The following is a 17,820-nucleotide window of genomic DNA, read 5'->3' on the forward strand; positions in this document are numbered from 1 at the left end:
TATGCATCCCTTCCTAAACAGGTATGGGCAATAAACTATTAAATATTGAAATGAAAAAATTAATTGTACTAACCCTTTACTCATTACTTGGCTTAACGGTTCTGGCGCAAAAATATATTCCTCAGGTTAAAACCGGTACGGTGTTAAATTACACGGCTTATGCCCGTGCGTTTGGTCAAACCTTGCCTGCTATATTAACCATTACCGAGATCAATGCACCGTTAAGAATGAAGTGGGTAATTAACGGGCTGGGTACTGGTATATTCGAAATATCGGCCAAGGCTATACAAAGCGGGAATAAAATGGCCTTGCGCGAACCTGGTTTTGAAGAAATAACCAAACTTAAAGATTCTGAAACATTGGCTTTTCTATCAAAAGACACCTTTACCGCGCTCATTAATAATAAAGTATTTGAACTTAACGGACAAAAATTTACGGTTACAGATGGCGCACCTTCATACAATATTGATGGTAAAGAGGCCGATACCTTTTATGCTGTAACTGCTAATGGAAAAACTAAATTGTGGGTGCTCAATAATCCTGATTTTCCGCTCATTTGCAAAATAGAGGGCGCCCCTCAAGGTATAGATCTGGCACTGAATAGTGTACAGTAAATTAATAAGGTTAATATTATTTGGATAGGATGATCAAACAATGTCATTTTTGTTTTGTCTGATATTTTTGGTTGTTGAATTGTTATTACATTTTGTCTCGCTGCTTCCTTAATTAATAATTCATTTACCTTAGTAGTTATAATAAAATAATTTATGAAAGAGGCTGCACTCAGTACATTAGACCATATTATCAGTTTACTAAATACGTCTGAAACTTATTACCTGGTTTTTGTTGATGATAATGGCAACTATGCTTATTTAAATGATTATTTTATAGAAAAGTACGCCATATATTATAAAGATAATGGTGTGCAATCGGCAATAGCTGCTTTACACCCCGATGATCATAGCATTTGTTTTAAAACTAATATGTTGTGCAGGCAAAACCCCCATCAGTGTTTTCAGCTGACGCTGCGTAAATTAAATGGTAAGGGCGGTTATACTATTACCCAATGGGATTTTAAAGCAAATATTACTTCTGAGGGCCGTGTTAATGGAATTATAGGTATTGGTTATGATATTACCGATTTTGAATCGAGGCAGGATCATATTCGATTTTTAACCTCAACACTACAGGATGTAGCCTACAAACAATCTCATTTAATAAGAAGGCCCCTGGCAAACATTATGGGTTTGGTAGAGATTTTAGATCAGGGTGAACTCGACAATTCTTCAAAGGATATTGTTGCTATGCTCAAACAAAGCATTAAGGAACTTAACCATGAGTTTGATAGTTTTTTAGTTAAGGATGAAAATCCATTAGGCTAATTCCTGAATTTTAACCTGTAATCTCTGTTATAACCATCTTGCTTAATAAATAGCTCTCCAAAGGGGTAATCGCACATATCCGCAGCCCTGTAAAAACGATTGTTTATTACGGTAACACTGTAAAATTTTATTGGCTTCTTAAATTTTACTTTCAAATTTCCAACCGTTTAACAAAGATATAGCATGATGTGCAGTCATATCGAACTGTACAGGTACTACCGATACATAGTGATGTTCCAGTGCCCATACATCGGTATCTTCACCCTGGTCGTTCAGTTGAAACTCGCCGGTAAGCCAGTAGTAGGGGCGTTTATATGGGTCCATCCGCTCATTAAACTCTTCGGCCCATTTACCCCGCGCTTGCCGGCAAATTTTAATACCTTTTATATCGGTAGTTTTAGGAAAATTAACATTGAGTAAAGTGCCCTGCGGTAAACCATTTTTAAGCACTTGCTGCGCAATTTGCTTAATGTAGGCCGCACTTGGAGCAAAGTTAGCTTCTTCGGTATAATCATCTAAAGAAAAGCCAATAGCCGGTATGCCTTCGATAGCACCCTCAACCGCGGCCGACATGGTGCCCGAATACAATACGTTGATAGAATGGTTGAGCCCATGATTAATACCCGATACACACAGATCGGGCTTGGCACCTTTAAAAACCCGGTTTACAGCAAGCTTAACACAATCAACCGGTGTACCCGAGCATTTGTACATTTCTACACCATTATAAAGGTTAACCGTATCCAAACGTAAAGGCTTGCCAATAGTAATGGCATGGCCCATGCCCGATTGCGGACTATCGGGCGCAACTACCACCACCCGGCCAAGTTGTTGCATGGTTTCTATTAAAACTTTAATGCCCGGTGCGGTAATACCGTCGTCGTTTACAACTAATATAGTGGGTTGATGTTTTTTCATAGGCCGCAAAATTAGCCAATATTTCAGGTAACCACCAGCTGCGATTTGTTTTAAAATAAAGTGTTGATAAACAGATTATTATACCATAACTAAATATAATGTATATAAAAACCCATTTAAATTTATATTTCGTACGTATAACGATTGAAAAAGCTATAGAATTTATAGCCAGTGGTTGTAAGTATAGCATAATGATGTTAAATATTTATTAAATGCATGTTTTTCTTGTGAAAAACATAAATAATTAAACTTTAAATTATAATTTGCTTCGTTTTATGAGACCCATATCAATACCATCATATATCAGTAATTATTTTTACAACCAGCAAGATCCGGCATTGGTGAGCCAGGGTTATCAAAAGCTAAATAAGGATAATGCCGATGTATCTATTGTAATGCCGGCTTATAACGAGGAAGCTACAATTGTACAAACGCTGGCTTCTTTATGTAATAATATTACCCGTTGGTCGGTAGAAATTATTGTAGTAAATAACAATTCGGCAGATAAAACCGAAGAGTTGGTAAAAGCCTGCGGAGTAACCTGCATACTCGAAACTATACAGGGTATTACGCAGGCCCGTAATGCCGGTTTGGCGCAAGCAAAGGGTAAATATATATTGAATGCCGATGCAGATACCATTTACCCGAAAGATTGGATAGAAGAGATGGTTAAACCATTGGCCGATGAGCACAAGCAGGCCGCTATTACTTATGGCCGTTTTTCATTTATACCGGTAGGCAGTACGGGTAGGTTTACTTATTTTTTTTATGAGTATTTATCCGATTTAACCCGGTTATATAATGCGAAATTTAAAAATGAGGCAGTAAATGTTTACGGTTTTAATTCCGGCTTCAGACGTGAGCAAGGTTTGCAGGTAGATGGTTTTAACCACCCGGCAGGCACTAATGAAGACGGTTACCTGGCATTAAAATTGAAAAACAAAGGCTTTGGAACTATCCATCGTGTTAACAATCCCAAAGCTATTGTTTGGACAACAGACAGGAGGATACAGATAGATGGCGGCTTATGGAAAGCAACCGTGAAACGATTTAAGCGCGTATTTATTTCCTAACATCATTAATATATAGAACTTTTACATAAAGTATTTCGTAACAGGATAAAAAACTGATAAGTATGATACCTGTTATTAGCAACCTTTTAAGCACAAACAACACCAACAAATCCATTCGTATGGGATTCTCAGATACTGGGCAAACTAAAATATTAATTATCGAGGATGATAATTATATGCAGCTAATACTCAGAAAGTTTTTAGGTAAATCTTATGAAATTGAGATCTGTCCTTCGGCATTGGAGGCACTTTCATTTTTACAAAACGGCAACATTCCCGACTTGGTTATATCCGATTTGAATACGCCTAACTTGAGCGGGCTGGAATTTATTACGCAAATGCATAGTAGCGATTTCTTTAAATCCATTCCGGTGATCATCGTATCGGGCGAGGATAGCTCGGAGATCCGTGTAAAGTGCCTCAACACCGGTGCCGACGATTTTATAGTTAAGCCATTTAACCCGGCCGAGCTGGAAGCCCGCGTTAGAGCTATATTGCGTAGAATAGGCAAGAATGTACAAAGCTTATGAGTGTTGAGGCATTTACCCAAGAACGGCAAATTATTGCATTAATTAATTTGGACGATGAATTAACCATGTCCATTAATGAGGCAAATTTTCAGGATAGACAATTAATGCATTTTAAAAATGGCATGCAGATGTTTACCTCCTGGCAAGAAAACAAGCTTAATATAGCAGCCATCATATCACAAGATGAGGTATTGGCTTCCTCGGGTATTACTTTGCTCGAAACCTTAAAGAAGAGCACCCTTGGTAATGTTCCGTTTTTTTTAATTGTAAATCATTTTAATAGTAACCTTCGCCAATTATCGCTGAATGCAGGGGTAGCCGATGTTTTTAAAAGGCCGGTATCGGTAAAGAATGTAGAAACCAGGGTTAATTTTTTAATTGAGCACTGGAGTTCTTTGCGCACTAATAACGGTCAAAAATTACAGCAAACTTACGATGTGCCTTGGGGAAAAAGGGCTTTCGATATGTTTTTTTCGGGCATGGCCCTGTTGATGCTATCGCCGTTTTTTTTGCTGGTTTACCTGCTGGTGAGGCTCGAATCGAAAGGTCCTGCGTTTTACTATTCTTTACGGGTAGGTACTGGTTACCAGGTGTTTAAGTTTTACAAATTCCGATCAATGTATGTAAACGCCGATCAGCGTTTAAAAGATCTGAAGCACCTCAATCAATATGATACCGATGCCGCCGCGGCCAAAGCCGAAAAAGGGGAGAAAACTATTATAGAGAATACCTCCCATTTATGCGCCGACTGTGTGGGTTCGGGCAAATGCCAGTTCCCTATGTATGCCGATAATGTACACTGGTGCGAACGGGAGTATGTGGACAATAAAAAAGTAAGTTCAGGCTCAGCATTTTTCAAAATCAAAAACGATCCGCGGATAACCCGTATAGGTAACTTTATACGTAATACCAGTATAGATGAGCTGCCGCAACTGTGGAATGTTTTTATAGGCGATATGAGCATAGTGGGCAATCGTCCGCTACCATTATACGAAGCCGAAAAACTAACTACCGATAAGTATGCCCTGCGCTTTCATGCCCCGGCAGGTATAACCGGTTTGTGGCAGGTAGAAAAACGAGGTAAAGGCGATATGAGCGAAGAGGAACGCCTGATGCTGGATAATGTGTACGCCCAAAATCACAGCCTGGTTAACGATGTGAAACTCATTCTGAAAACTATACCGGCACTACTGCAAAAGGAAAGCGTTTAGCCGCAGAAGCAAAAATTAAGAGACAAAAATAAGAGATCATACTATTGAAAGCCATCCTGTGCGGGGTGGCTTTTATCATTTATTATAAATCGGAACTACAAATTAGTTAATTAATAAGAATGCTTTTCTGTTTACTGGTTTGGTAGGCTATCATAAAGCCAATGGCTATTAACGTTCCTAAAACCGATGGCAGAAACTGGCTATAGGGTTGGTAATCCGAAAAAACCGTACCTGCAAATGCTGACAGTAACCCGCTAAAGGCGCTTATCATTTTTAAGATATGCTCATGCATCCAAAGTTTGGCGTAAAGCTGAGTTGATAAGAGATATCTGGTTAGGTCATATACCACCATCATTATTAGGTACCCAACTGTGCTGTAAATAATTACCGGCGACCATATCATCCCTATCGACTTAAAAAAGTAAAGGAAGTAGGCGACCGAACCAATTGCAATTAAGACAACCGCAATGTCTAAAAATCGTGGTTTGTTTGATTTGTACTTTACTGCCCTATAGCCTGAAAAGGCCATGTAGCCACTAAGTATGGTAATCACTAATAAAAAGGTATTTCGCCCGAATACTAATACGCCAACAAGGCCGGTAACTATGGTAATGCACATGAGTACCAGAAAGACCTTACCCAGCAAGCGATGAGCGTTTTTTCCTTTGTTGACGAAGAGGATAATCAGTCCTGTAAGTAAAGCTAAAGACCCCGATGCAACATGTATGAGGATGTTAATTTGATGTACAGATAAAAATGTTTCCATGTTTTTTAATTCAAAGAAACTTGTTTAATGGCCTGCTGTCGTCTTGAAAGGTAGGGAAAGACCTATACTTTGTTATTTGCCGTGTTTTGATACTCGGCAGGGGTAAGCCCGGTTGCTTCTTTAAAAATTTTATTAAAGGCAGATTTTGATCTGAACCCGCAATCGAAAGCGATACTCAAAATAGAGTAATGTGCCATAGCCGGGTCTGTCAACTTTGTCTTAACCTCCTCAACCCTATAGCTGTTAATAAAGGTAAAAAAGTTAGATTCTGTTTTCTGGTTGATGACCTGCGATAACTGGTTTGGCGTTATATTCAATTGCATAGCCAACGTTCGCAGGGTCAAAGTATCTTCCAGATAGGGCTGCTGTTGCACCATGTGTAAAACCAAAATATTATAAAGTTCTTCCAAACGCGCTTCATTCAACCCCGAATTTTTATAGCTTGATAATGGTTCTTCCACTGTAACAGGCAGGCTTTGAACATCCGCCTTATTAAAACTCTGTTGACGAAATCCTAAAAAGCCAATAAAAAAAACGTACAAGGTTAATATAGCACCCACTACCGCAAATAAGTTTTGATGATCTACCCAGCCTAAGCTTCTGCCATATTTTATTAAAATAAATAAACCTGTAAAAAGGGTAAGCAATGCTATAACCATCCATTTAAGCCAGTTTAAGCTAATTCTTTCTGTAAAGGAGTAATTGTCGGGTAACACTTTTTGATACTTCAACAGTAAAAAAAGTGCAGCAAAACTATAATAACCTGGTATTAAAGCCAGTAAGCCGGTTAAAATGTATGTCATCGATTTATTAACGCCACTGCTAAAATGCGGAAAACCGTTTGCCAATACTAAAGCATTTTTGCCTGTATAATATATATAGAAACACCCCAAGTTAAAGAGCAGGTAAGGCAGCAGGTGGATCAGTTTGGATTTCCAGTTAAATGGCTCACCAAACGCGAGTTGTTTTATGTAAAAGTATAATACTGCCGAACTAATTAATGGTGTAGCAAAAAATGGTATTTGAAAATTAATTGGTAGTACAGGTTGTGCAAACAGATTATCATAATAGAAGAACAACTGCACTGCAATCAAACCCATCCAAAAAGATAAAAGCTTATCCGCACCCGATCTTCGCTCCTTGGTTAACAAAAGCAATATAAAGAACAGGCCGTTTACAGCACCGGTTAGTATGAATGATCTGAGCAGCATGTGTACAATAATTAAAGTAAAATGCTACTAAAGTTTAAACGCTCACCCAATCTTTCAGTTCAAAATCATACCGCTTTATGATTTTAGCAGGATTACCTGCCGCAATAGAAAAGGGCGGTATGCTCTTGGTAACCACCGCGCTGGCGGCAACTACGCTATGTTTGCCAATGGTTACACCCGATATAATTACCGCGTTGGCGGCTATCCAGCAATCATTCTCAATTATAATAGGGGAAGTTAATATTTTTTGCGCACGTATGGGCATGTTTACATCGCGGTATTCGTGGTTGAGGGCGCTTACTACAATGTTTTGAGCCATTATTACATCGTTACCAATAGTTACCGGGCCAATAATTACATTGCTCATGCCTATCAGGCTATTGTCGCCTATCAGCACATCGCCTACGCCGTTATTAATAGTGCAAAAATCTTCAATGGTCGAATTTTTGCCCAACTCAAAACGGTTAAACGGCAATACATCCATGCGCGTGCGCCAGCGTACTTTAGAGCCGCTGCCCCGTTTATGCAAAAAAGGGTTGACCAGCAATTTTACCCAAAGCCTGGGCATAGCCTCACCGCTGGGTATCAGCATCCAGTGAACCAGTTTTTTAAGCGAGGGGTTGTTTTTTATTTTCTCTTTAAGCGACATACGCTTGATTGTTTTTACTTTTTTTGTTTTATACTTCCCCTCCTCGGAGGGGGTGCGGTGGAAACGTGTGCGGGGCAGGGGTGGGTCACTTACCAAGCGATTTAAAAGCCCTCTCTCCCGGGGAGGGTTTAAGAGGGGCTACTTCCTCTTCGATTTTTCCCAGGCCGCACTTTGCCCACCGGCTAAATAGCGAAAAATACCACGGATTACCGCGTAATTCATCATGCAAAAATAGTAGGGTATGAATAAAATCTTCACTTTAATTTCCCGGCGTTCCAGCAGCCAGCCAGCCAATGAGGCTATGTAAAAGGCCAACTGGCCTATCAGCAAAATATGGTATAGCATGCTGCCCCCTGTAACTACAATTACTATGTTAAGTAATAAGGCCAATATCATTAAAAATGGTGTTACTGTCCACCGTAAAACTCTATGGCTAACATATTGAAATGTAAGTAATGGCTGGCGGAATGGGTTAAGCAGACTTTTTAACCAAACTATAGATTGTATGCCCCCGGCTGCAATGCGGATTTTACGTTTCAATTCTTCTTTTACATTTGCTGAGGAAGTTTCGGTAGCATAGGCCTCAGGTTCATATAGTACCCGGTACCCATCCTGCGCTACTAATAAGGAGATCATAAAGTCATCCAGAATGGCATTAGGCGATACCGGCTGGTACAAGGCAGTACGGATGCTGAATAACTCGCCCGCGGCACCTACTACAGAGTATAGTTCGGCATCCCAGGCTTTTAGTTTCGATTCGTATTTCCAGTAAAAACCCTCGCCAGCGGTGGCATCGGCAGCCGCATCAATTTGTATGCGTTTTTCGCCGGCTACGGCACCTATACGGGCATCGGCATAATGGCGGCAGATTTTGAGTAAGGCATCGGGGTTGAGGTAAGTATTGGCATCGGTAAATACCACTACCTCGGTGGTAACAGTATCCATAGCCCGGTGTACGGCCGCAATTTTGCCCCTACGGTCGGTAGAGTGCATCAGCCTAATTTGAGGGTATGCGGCTATCAGTTCGGGCGTACGGTCGGTCGATCCATCGGTAATAAAAATAAATTCCAATTTACCGGCAGGGTATTCCAGTTCAAGCGTATTCTTTATTTTTTCGAGGATAAAGCCTTCCTCATTATAAGCAGCTATAACCAGGCTGCAGGTAGGCAGGTCGGCTGCATCAACCACCGGTATAACCGGCAAGCCATGCAGCTTACGTTTAATTTTAATGATGATAAACAGCAGTACGCCATACCCAAAAAAGGCATAAAAAACAATAAACAGGCTAATCCAGAGTAATACTTCCATACATTAATTAAGCGGGTAACCTAAATTGGTGCTGTTTTTATCGTGGGTTAAGTTCCACCAAATGGCCCTAAGCAGTAGTGCAGAAAACCCTTTATTACCTTTACGCAGATAATTGATAATGTTGCGCGGCGTAACCACCCATATAAAATAATTGTAAAATATCATAATGGTTAATGCCGATGGCGCATTACGCCTGATGAACAGCAAGCGGTTACGGTTCATAAAATATTCTTTTAAGCCGCTCACGCGCCCTACCGAAACCGATTCTTTATGATAAATCAACGCCTTAGGTTCTAGCCATACCTGGTAACCGGCACGTTTAATATGATCGTTCCAGTCCATTTCCTCATAATATAAAAAAAAGTTCTCTGCCATTAAACCCGCCTTTACAATAGCATCGCGGCGCACCATCATGGCGGCACCGTGTATATAGCCTGTTGGGCCGGTATTATTATTGTACTGCCCGTTATCCACCTCAAATTGCCCTATACAGCGGTTGCGCATGGTATAATAGTTCATGTTAGTAAAGCCTGCATATTGTAGCACCGTGGGCTGGTCAAAATACCTTATTTTAGGTGATACCATGCCTACGCCCGGGTTTTCATCCATTATGGCTACCAGGCTTTCTACCAGTTCTTGGGTAAACTCGGTATCGTTATTTACAAAAAATAAATAATCGCCGCTGGCTTCTTTAACGCCCAAGTTATTACCGCCTGCAAAACCCAAATTAGTTTCCGAACGTATAAAGGTAATATCGGGGTATTGTACTTGCCATACCGGTACAGGATTATCTTTGCTGGCGTTATCAACCACAATAATCTCTGTAGCCGCATACCTGTTGTTGGCATAAACCGAAGCCAATAGTTGCTCGGTGATGTAACTTTGATTATAATTGACCGTAATGATAGAGACCGTTTTCATTAATGAGGTTTACGGATTTAGCACCTTAAAAGTTTGGTGGATGAAATTATCACTTTAATTTGAGTAAGCACGAAAATATAAAAAAAGAAGTGGAGCAATTGCAGCAGGTAACCCATAAACAAGCTGCTATTGATCACAAACTGGACGAACTGGTGAGCCTGCTGGCCAAAAGTGAAATTGACAGCGAAAAGGTAAAGCAGATACGCTTGCGTATGAACAACGCGCTCGATAAAGCCGGCACTTACCGCGACCAGCTTAATGCATTTAAACACATAGATGTTGAGGGTACTGCCAACCGTGCCAATATGCTGGATGAGTTTACCGTAATGCTGGCCAGCCACCAGGTAGATAGTACCATGTCGAAAAAGTATTTACGCGGCGAACGGATCTCCAAGTTTTTTTTGATTTTAATTAGCCTGGTATTGATTATGCTGGGCTTTGCTATGATTATTATGCCGGCCCCCCCTTACTTTGAAATGTTCACCATTTTTTATTTTAACCCGCAAGATGGGGTTACGCTGATGGATGTAATATCGCTGCTCATTATATTAACCGGCATTTATTTGCTGGTAAAATCGGTTTACAAACAATTCAGCACAGATCAATAATGGCAGCTATTAATTCAAAAAATATATTATTGGTTGATGACAATCCGCTGTTTTTAAAACTGCTGGGCCAGGCATTTACAAAAGCAGGCTTTACCTGCCAAGTGGCCCATTCGGCTCATGAGGCATTAATCTATATGCAATGTCATACGCCCGATGTGATTGTTTCGGACTATGATATGCCGGAAATGAATGGGTTGGAGTTTAGGCGCAGTGTGTTAGCAGTTGAGAACCTGAAAGATATTCCTTTTATGTTTTTAACCGGTTTTGATGATGAAAAGGTAATGTACACCGGGCTCCATCTGCAAGCCATTGATTATGTAATAAAAGATACCCCGGTTGAGGTTATTATTGCTAAAATTAATAACCTGCTGCATACGGTAAACAAGCAGCGGGAACTCTCCGAAACAGAAATTAAAAAGACGGTAGCCGCGCTAAATATTAAAGCCGTACCAGCTAAGGCTCCGCAGGTTGCCGGTATCAGCATTGATTTTTGGCATCACGATTACCAGGATATACCCGGCGGGGATTTTATAGATTTTATTGATACCGCAAACCGTCACCTGTTTATTGTATTGGGTGATGTAATGGGTAAAAAGTGGAAGGCCTGGTTTTATACTTTTACTTATTTGAGTTACATTAGGGCAGCAATACGCTTTAGCGCATCGGGGGAGGATAATACGGGTCCGGCTATCCTGCAAAAAATAAATGAGGTAATTTACAACGATGATGGTCTGCAAGGTATATTATCGAGTGTATCGCTCATCTGTATAGATAAACAAACCGGGCAGCTTAGGTACACCGGTGCCGGAGATTTGCCTTTATTGCATTATAGTGCCCGTTCGTTGCAACTTAACCAGGTGGGCTCATCGGGCTTATTGTTGGGTTTAACACCCAACGGCAATTACACCGATCAGGAAATTAATTTAGCCGAGGGCGACCTGTTATTTATGTTTACCGATGGGTTAATTGATATTGCCGCTACTGATGGCAGCAAGAGCGATTATAATTTATTTGCCGCTAAGCTAACAGCGCACTTGCACAGCGGGCAAACATTTCAAGAATTTAAGCGTAATTTAGAGCAGCAATCGACCACTTTGGTTGACGATAGCAGCATTATTTGTATTTATAAACCCGTACCTTATGCTTAAAGTTGTTAAAGAAGGAGCCAGCTATTTATTAGTAACCGTAAACCTTACCGAAGCTAATCTTAACCATTCCGACCAATTTAAGGACGAACTGATAGCACTTTTAAACCTGAAAAAGAGTAGTGTTTGGCTGAACCTGCAAACCGTAACCTATGTAGACAGTTCATTTTTAGGAGCGCTGGTGGCTTCTCTCAAACACGCTATTACCATGCAATGCGATGTGGTTTTACTGGGCCTGCAAAAAGATATTGAAGACCTGTTGAAACTGATACGACTGGACAAGGTATTTAAAATTTACGCCACCGAACAGGATGCGCTAAATGCAATAGCATAGGCTTATGGTATCGGCTAAAACATTGGAGTTTAATAATCAGCCTCAAAATATAACCGGCTTTACCCGCCATGTGCTCCATGAACTTTCGGCTATGTTATTGCAGTACCATCATAATAGCGACTTGCTTTTTAAAGTTAAGATTATTGTAACCGAATTACTGAATAATGCGGTAAAGCATTCGGGTACCCAACAAACCGAACTTCAGCTCCATTTGCACAGTAGCGAACTTATAATTATTAAATCAGATGCCGGTAAGCCTTTTGATTTGAACAGCCAATTGCAAAAGTGCAATACACAGGTAATGTTAAGCTCGGATGCTATGCACCTGCTTTACGCCGTTAAAGAGAATGATACGCGGATCCGCTTTTATTGTGAAGAAAATTTAGCTGATACCGTGGATGTGAGCCTGCTTACCGAACATTTAGGGTTGTTGATTATTACCAAAGCCGCTGATGAGTTTATTTACGAATACCAGGAAAACGATAACCTGTTTAGTGCAAAAATAAAATTAGGCTGATACCAGCTCATTTTGATTATCAAGCTTCCCTTGGTCTATGAGCATCATAATATCTGCATGCTGGTCTAAGTCAAACTTACGGGCAAATAATTTGTCCGATTGTAGCAAAGCTTCCTTATCGGCCATGGTGAAAGTTTTAGGGCTTGCTCCACCTGCGCTCCAGTCAATCAATCTTAAATTATCGTTCACCATTTGATCCTGGTAGGGGGAGTTGTATAAAATGGTTTGAAAAACAAACTCATCGGGTCCCCAGGTGAGTTTAATAAAACGCCTGAAATTGGCATTTTGCTTCCAGTAATCTAATATATATTGAATGCACGGCGTAGGCACGGTAAACCATTGCGAATGCCCTACCGGTATTAGGTTGTTGGGCATGGTGCGTTTAGGTAAAATTTTGTTCACCAGCCTTTGTAAAATAAACCTGCCTGTAAAACTAAAATCGGTGAAATGGTAACAGGTAATGCGCGCTATAGCTTCCTGCCATTCATCTAATATAGGCATGTAACTCATAAACACCTTGCCCATGTTTTGGCTAAAAAAAGCATGAACTTGGTCGGGCTTTTGCAAAGGGTAATCGCTCCCGCTTAGTAGGTTTACATAATCATAGGCTATGCCGGTATTTATAATTTGTTGAAAACCGTTAATGGTGGCTCCTACAATACTGTTGGCCCCCCAGGTTACCTTTACCCGGTTGGTAACAAAATACACATTACCAATACTTTTTAAATAGGTGTATTGGTCAATGGGTGCTTTTTTGTCCAGGTGAATATAAACCGCATCATCCGCATAAATTAGCCGCCTAACCAGCTTTTCTAGTTGGCGGGGGTTATTGTGGGCTAATATCAAATGCGCTATTTTCATATAAAATATTGGTATAGTGCCGGTTATTATTACAATGATAAATTTTAAGTTGCTTATTTGCTTACTGCAAGTGTACGAACGGTTTGCCCGCGTGTTTTTTATTATGCTGAAACCACAAGCTTAACTGTTTATAACCGGTAGTATAAATACTGGTTAAGCTAAACGGATAGTAGCGGTTTAAGGCTTTATACCCTATAAATGTACCTATTAAAACCGGAAAAAGAGTAGCAATGGCAATACCATATATACTGCCTAATAAATAAACACCCAGGCAATCGAAAACGATGTTAGCTGCCAGCATTACCAGCACCTTATAAAAGTTAACCTTAGGATGATGGATCACATCAAGCGTAAGCGCAAAAAAGCGGTCGGCCGGGTAAAGCAGGGCAAACGTTAAAAACAGCCGGAACACATTAGCAGCTTCGGTACCTGCGTATTTATTACCGCCAATTATATAAATAGGCAAATCGGCAAAAATACAACCCAATATAACTGCTGGTACCAGTATTACGGTTAAAGTACCAGTATATTTTTTCATGACGTTTATTACGTACGAACGGTTATTTTGGTTATAAGCAGCCGATAATTCGGGCATACCGGTGGCGGCAAAACTGCGCAGCGGAATTTCGACCAGCTGCATGAGCGTTTGCCCTAAATTATAAATGGCTACCGCCTGCTTGTTTAGTATAAAGTTGATGATAAATGTATCGGAAGCTCGAAACAGGTTAGATATAAACGTAGTGCCTACGGTGAATTTACCAAAGTTAATGAGTTCGGTAATACCATTTTTGGTACGGTGCGCTATACAACAAATACCTGTAAAGCCCATAGCCAGTGCAAAACAACTGGTAATGAGGTTTGATGCCAGGTACATATACAGTACTCCTAAAACATCTATTGTACTTGTAAATAATAGCAATACTACACCACCCATAAAAGTTACCTGGTTAACAAAACGAACATATAACAGCTTATCAAACTGTTGCCTGCCCTGTAATACGCAGGTTGCCATAAACCACGGAAGCGATAGTAGGTAACTGATTCCCGCCCATTTAACAAACAGCACCAGGCTTTCATCTTTAATATACGGAATAAACAGATACGCAGGTATATTAAACAGCAGTAATATCCCGGTAATAACCAGGCCTATTAACCAGGCCGAACCGGCCACTTCGGCCATGCGCTGTGGATTGGCTCCTGCATAAAATTTAATAAAAGCGGTGGTAATAAAACCCGAACGGAAAGTTTCGGCCAAAATTAAAACCGATTGAAAAAACACCCAGATGCCAGCATCGCTCAAGGATAACGCATGATAGAGGATTATCATGGTTACTAATGACAGGCCCGACATAATGATGTTGCCCGCCAGCGAGAGAAAATGCTTGTTTTTAACCAGGGTAATAACTTTCGGCCACATATCACGTACAACTTACGGCAAACTAAACAACAATAATGCCCGTACAAATTCGGCACATTATTAGCATATTAGCTTAAATTATGGATGTAAACGTAAATACCTTTCCAGAAGTTACCCTATTAGTTACACATTATAACCGCAGCCAGTCGCTCGAGCGTTTATTGCAAACGTTTCAGCAGCAAAACATTAGTTTTGGTGGAATAGTGGTATCGGATGATGGCAGTAAGCCCGAACATGTAAACCGGTTAAAAGAATTACAAAGTGTATATCATTACAACCTGGTTACCACACCGCAAAATAAGGGTTTGGGTAATAATATCAACAAAGGTCAGGATGCGGTTACCACTTCTTACACGTTATACGTGCAGGAAGATTTTGAACCTAAGCCCGCATTCATACAGCATTTTAAAGATGCTTTTAATTACATGCAGGCCGATGCCGGTTTGGACATAGCCCGTTTTTACGCTTACTTCTGTTACCCATACACCAAGCCGTACGGTAAGGGCTTTGCCGAAATGGTTTTTAAGCCGCAGCTGTGGGCTAATAATCATTTGAAGTTTTATGTTTACAGCGATCATCCGCATTTACGGCGTACCACATTTTTTCAAAAATTTGGGCGTTATGCTGAAGGGATAAAAGGTGATATTACCGAATACCGCATGGCCAAAGCCTTTATTCAGCACAAAGGGCGGGGTTTGTTCTTCGAGAACTTTAACAACCTGTTTTACCAAAAAAATTCGAGCGATGAACCCAGCACCATGAACCGGGCCGGCTGGCGCGAAAGCAAAAACCCCTTAGCATTGGCCGCGCGTTTTATATACCTGCAAATTAAATTAGCCCGCTGGACGTATGATGTACTGTATAAAAAGTAGCTTGTACTCTCTTATTGGGAGGGGGGGCGGGGGGCTACGCTGTGGTAGCTTTGTAATGAGACCCACCCCTGCAACGCACAAGTCCATCTCACCCCCTCCAGGGAGGGGAATTTAAAAAAACCAATATATTACTGTATGCCAACCGAGTTCCCATCTATTACCTTATTAGTTACCCACTACAACCGCAGCCAATCGCTCGAACGTTTGTTGCAGGCTTTTCAAAAACAGGAAATTGAGTTTGGAGACATTGTGGTATCCGACGATGGCAGTAAGCCGGAGCAGGTAAAACGCTTAAAGCAGATGGCACCTACATATAATTTCCGGTTGATTACGGCGGTTAAGAATGGTGGCTTGGGTAACAATATCAATAAGGGACAAGATGCCGTGAATACCGCCTACACCTTATATGTACAGGAGGACTTCGACCCGTTTGCAGGTTATGGTGAGCACCTGGCCGATGCATTGGGTATTATGGATGAACGTGCAGATGTTGATCTGATGCGTTTTTACGCTTACTTTAAATACCCGTATTTAAAGCCTTACCGCAATGGTTTCTCAGAAATGGTATTTAAGATCTGGTATCCGGGTTACCGCAAGTTTCATGTGTACAGCGATCATCCGCATTTGCGGCGCACTTCGTTTTTCGAGAAATTTGGCCGTTATGCAGAAGGATTAAAAGGCGACCGTACCGAGTTTTTAATGAATTTGTCGTTCATTAAAAAGAAAGGCAAGGCTATGTTCTATGAAGATTTTAAAGGCTTGTTCGATCAGGTTAACTCGAATGATGAACCCAGCACTATGACGGCCACACGAAGCGACTTAAAACAAAGCAATAACCCGTTAATAGTTATCGTTCGCGGCTTATACCGCAATGTTAAGCATACGTGGGAAGTACTTTTTTAATAGCGGCGTAAATTTCGGCCACATTATTGGTCCAGGTATGGGTACCCGCAAAGCGGATGCGTTCCTGTTGCAGGGCTTCGCTGTTTTCGGTTAAGGCCAGTTCTATTAGGTGCAAGTAATCTTCTTTGGTATCACCCAAATAAACATGATCGGCAAAGGCGCTCATGGCTTCGGTGCGGGTAGCTACGGTAGGTTTGCCCATAGCTAAATACTCGTCAATTTTACGCGGATAATTACCAATGGTAACCTGGTTCACTATTTGCGGGTTTAAACAAACATCAAACGAACTGATATAAGCCGGTAAAAGGTCGGGGTTTTTGCCGCCCAAAAAATGAATGTTAGGGATACTGTGCAGGTCGCTTTTCTGAAACTCACCGTCTTCGGGGCCAACCAGTACAATGCTCCAGTCGGGTCGTTGCTGGGCAATATATTTCAAGATCTCCATATCCAAACGAATACTTTGTAATGCGCCCACATAGCCAATAACCGGTTTGCCTATCTTAACCATATCTTTAGGCGCTGGCTGTTGCTGATTGTACCCGGTAAAGGTTTCCAGATCGCAACCCTGGCCCACGTAAAACGAATTAGGATTGTACTTGCCACAATAATTAGCCAGGTAAGTAGAGTTAGCCACACACAAATCGCTTTTGGCAATCAGTTCAGGCTCCATGGTGGTGCCGTGCAGTTTCCAGTAGTCTACCGCCAGCATAAAATCACGTGAATAATAAATGCTTACGGCAGGTTTCAGCAATTCTTTCAGGTAAAAACTCCTGAACATATCATTATCGTTAAACAGTACATAATTGGTAAAGCCTAATTGCTTAACGGCTTTACCAATAGTGCGGGCAAAACGTTTGTTGTTCAATTTATTTAGAACTTTATAAACGGTGTTGTTCTTAATCCAGTTAACCGATTCAATGATCTCATCGGGGTACAAATTCCAGAGGTTTTCTTGCAGGCGTATGAGGCCGTTAGTATCTCCTTTAATAACCTCCAGTCGTTTTTTTATATTACTTTGGTTTTTATGGCGGAGCAGGGTAATCCGGTCTAACGGAGAATTAACATATAGCACCCGGTTATGCTTACTAAGTTCGAGCGCAATGTTTTTACAGTTACTACCAATCTCTACATCCCAGGGCTGCTGCCCTACAATAACAATATCCTTATTTTGAATGATAGGCATGCTGCTCATAC

Annotated in this window: 20 protein-coding genes; 11 read left to right on the plus strand and 9 right to left on the minus strand. The window is 40.9% G+C overall.

Annotated elements, in window-relative coordinates; translation table 11 throughout:
* Window positions 1-50 precede the first annotated feature (50 nt).
* Both ACFQ3S_RS11050 and ACFQ3S_RS11055 read left to right on the plus strand, forming a co-directional pair.
* Entirely contained in the window at window positions 51-614 is a 564-nt protein-coding gene (locus ACFQ3S_RS11050; RefSeq protein WP_377164300.1) for a hypothetical protein, read from the plus strand.
* 153 nt (window positions 615-767) lie between these two features.
* Window positions 768-1,382 (plus strand): hypothetical protein, encoded by a 615-nt coding sequence (locus tag ACFQ3S_RS11055; RefSeq protein ID WP_377164302.1) that lies wholly within the window; start codon window positions 768-770, stop codon window positions 1,380-1,382.
* A 138-nt stretch (window positions 1,383-1,520) separates the two neighbouring features.
* Here ACFQ3S_RS11055 and surE read toward each other — a convergent pair whose 3' ends face one another.
* Window positions 1,521-2,300, minus strand: a complete 780-nt coding sequence (gene surE / locus ACFQ3S_RS11060; RefSeq protein ID WP_377164304.1) for a 5'/3'-nucleotidase SurE — start codon at window positions 2,298-2,300, stop codon at window positions 1,521-1,523.
* A gap of 275 nt (window positions 2,301-2,575) precedes the next feature.
* Between surE and ACFQ3S_RS11065 the strand changes: the two genes are divergently transcribed.
* The 3 genes from ACFQ3S_RS11065 (at window position 2,576) to ACFQ3S_RS11075 (ending at window position 5,114) form a co-directional block, all read left to right on the plus strand.
* A complete protein-coding gene (locus ACFQ3S_RS11065; RefSeq protein ID WP_377164306.1) occupies window positions 2,576-3,373 on the plus strand; it encodes a glycosyltransferase in 798 nt (265 codons plus the stop codon).
* Between the two features lie 62 nt (window positions 3,374-3,435).
* Entirely contained in the window at window positions 3,436-3,903 is a 468-nt protein-coding gene (locus ACFQ3S_RS11070) for a response regulator transcription factor (protein WP_377164308.1), read from the plus strand.
* Window positions 3,900-5,114, plus strand: a complete 1,215-nt coding sequence (locus ACFQ3S_RS11075) for a sugar transferase (RefSeq protein ID WP_377164311.1) — start codon at window positions 3,900-3,902, stop codon at window positions 5,112-5,114. Before ACFQ3S_RS11070 ends, ACFQ3S_RS11075 begins: the two co-directional genes overlap by 4 nt.
* Window positions 5,115-5,220: 106 nt before the next feature.
* Here ACFQ3S_RS11075 and ACFQ3S_RS11080 read toward each other — a convergent pair whose 3' ends face one another.
* The 5 genes from ACFQ3S_RS11080 to ACFQ3S_RS11100 form a co-directional block, all read right to left on the minus strand.
* The gene (locus ACFQ3S_RS11080; protein ID WP_377164313.1) at window positions 5,221-5,880 is read right to left on the minus strand and encodes a hypothetical protein; all 660 of its coding nucleotides are present in this window, start codon (window positions 5,878-5,880) and stop codon (window positions 5,221-5,223) included.
* 62 nt (window positions 5,881-5,942) lie between these two features.
* Window positions 5,943-7,091: a helix-turn-helix domain-containing protein gene (locus tag ACFQ3S_RS11085; RefSeq protein ID WP_377164315.1), complete on the minus strand. Its 1,149-nt coding sequence runs from the start codon at window positions 7,089-7,091 to the stop codon at window positions 5,943-5,945.
* 34 nt (window positions 7,092-7,125) lie between these two features.
* Window positions 7,126-7,740, minus strand: coding sequence for an acyltransferase (locus ACFQ3S_RS11090; protein ID WP_377164317.1), 615 nt, complete (start codon window positions 7,738-7,740; stop codon window positions 7,126-7,128).
* 138 nt (window positions 7,741-7,878) lie between these two features.
* Window positions 7,879-9,048 carry a glycosyltransferase family 2 protein gene (locus ACFQ3S_RS11095; RefSeq protein WP_377164319.1) on the minus strand — a complete coding sequence of 390 codons (1,170 nt, stop codon included), beginning with the start codon at window positions 9,046-9,048 and terminating at the stop codon, window positions 7,879-7,881.
* Between the two features lie 3 nt (window positions 9,049-9,051).
* Window positions 9,052-9,969 carry a glycosyltransferase family 2 protein gene (locus tag ACFQ3S_RS11100; protein ID WP_377164321.1) on the minus strand — a complete coding sequence of 306 codons (918 nt, stop codon included), beginning with the start codon at window positions 9,967-9,969 and terminating at the stop codon, window positions 9,052-9,054.
* Between the two features lie 59 nt (window positions 9,970-10,028).
* Between ACFQ3S_RS11100 and ACFQ3S_RS11105 the strand changes: the two genes are divergently transcribed.
* Genes ACFQ3S_RS11105 through ACFQ3S_RS11120 form a run of 4 tightly spaced genes read left to right on the plus strand, consistent with a single transcriptional unit; the run spans window position 10,029 to window position 12,573 of the window.
* A complete protein-coding gene (locus ACFQ3S_RS11105; RefSeq protein WP_377164323.1) occupies window positions 10,029-10,577 on the plus strand; it encodes a hypothetical protein in 549 nt (182 codons plus the stop codon).
* Window positions 10,577-11,725 (plus strand): SpoIIE family protein phosphatase, encoded by a 1,149-nt coding sequence (locus tag ACFQ3S_RS11110; RefSeq protein WP_377164325.1) that lies wholly within the window; start codon window positions 10,577-10,579, stop codon window positions 11,723-11,725. The genes ACFQ3S_RS11105 and ACFQ3S_RS11110 overlap by 1 nt, the downstream gene beginning before the upstream one ends.
* A complete protein-coding gene (locus tag ACFQ3S_RS11115; RefSeq protein WP_377164327.1) occupies window positions 11,718-12,056 on the plus strand; it encodes an STAS domain-containing protein in 339 nt (112 codons plus the stop codon). The genes ACFQ3S_RS11110 and ACFQ3S_RS11115 overlap by 8 nt, the downstream gene beginning before the upstream one ends.
* 4 nt (window positions 12,057-12,060) lie before the next feature.
* A complete protein-coding gene (locus ACFQ3S_RS11120) occupies window positions 12,061-12,573 on the plus strand; it encodes an ATP-binding protein (protein WP_377164329.1) in 513 nt (170 codons plus the stop codon).
* Here ACFQ3S_RS11120 and ACFQ3S_RS11125 read toward each other — a convergent pair.
* On the minus strand, window positions 12,565-13,434 hold the full coding sequence (locus ACFQ3S_RS11125; protein WP_377164331.1) for a beta-1,6-N-acetylglucosaminyltransferase: 870 nt from the start codon (window positions 13,432-13,434) through the stop codon (window positions 12,565-12,567). The genes ACFQ3S_RS11120 and ACFQ3S_RS11125 overlap by 9 nt on opposite strands.
* A gap of 61 nt (window positions 13,435-13,495) precedes the next feature.
* Window positions 13,496-14,851 (minus strand): lipopolysaccharide biosynthesis protein, encoded by a 1,356-nt coding sequence (locus ACFQ3S_RS11130; protein ID WP_377164333.1) that lies wholly within the window; start codon window positions 14,849-14,851, stop codon window positions 13,496-13,498.
* Between the two features lie 80 nt (window positions 14,852-14,931).
* On the opposite strand from ACFQ3S_RS11130, the gene ACFQ3S_RS11135 reads away from it, so the two are divergent.
* Both ACFQ3S_RS11135 and ACFQ3S_RS11140 read left to right on the plus strand, forming a co-directional pair.
* Window positions 14,932-15,723: a glycosyltransferase gene (locus ACFQ3S_RS11135; protein ID WP_377164335.1), complete on the plus strand. Its 792-nt coding sequence runs from the start codon at window positions 14,932-14,934 to the stop codon at window positions 15,721-15,723.
* Window positions 15,724-15,858: 135 nt separating this feature from the next.
* On the plus strand, window positions 15,859-16,626 hold the full coding sequence (locus ACFQ3S_RS11140) for a glycosyltransferase family 2 protein (RefSeq protein WP_377164337.1): 768 nt from the start codon (window positions 15,859-15,861) through the stop codon (window positions 16,624-16,626).
* Here the strand turns inward: ACFQ3S_RS11140 and ACFQ3S_RS11145 are convergent.
* Entirely contained in the window at window positions 16,598-17,818 is a 1,221-nt protein-coding gene (locus ACFQ3S_RS11145; protein ID WP_377164339.1) for a glycosyltransferase, read from the minus strand. The two genes, ACFQ3S_RS11140 and ACFQ3S_RS11145, sit on opposite strands and share 29 nt — an antisense overlap.
* Window positions 17,819-17,820: the final 2 nt, after the last annotated feature.

Origin of the sequence: Mucilaginibacter terrae (assembly GCF_042679325.1) — a bacterium.
Lineage (GTDB): Bacteria > Bacteroidota > Bacteroidia > Sphingobacteriales > Sphingobacteriaceae > Mucilaginibacter > Mucilaginibacter terrae.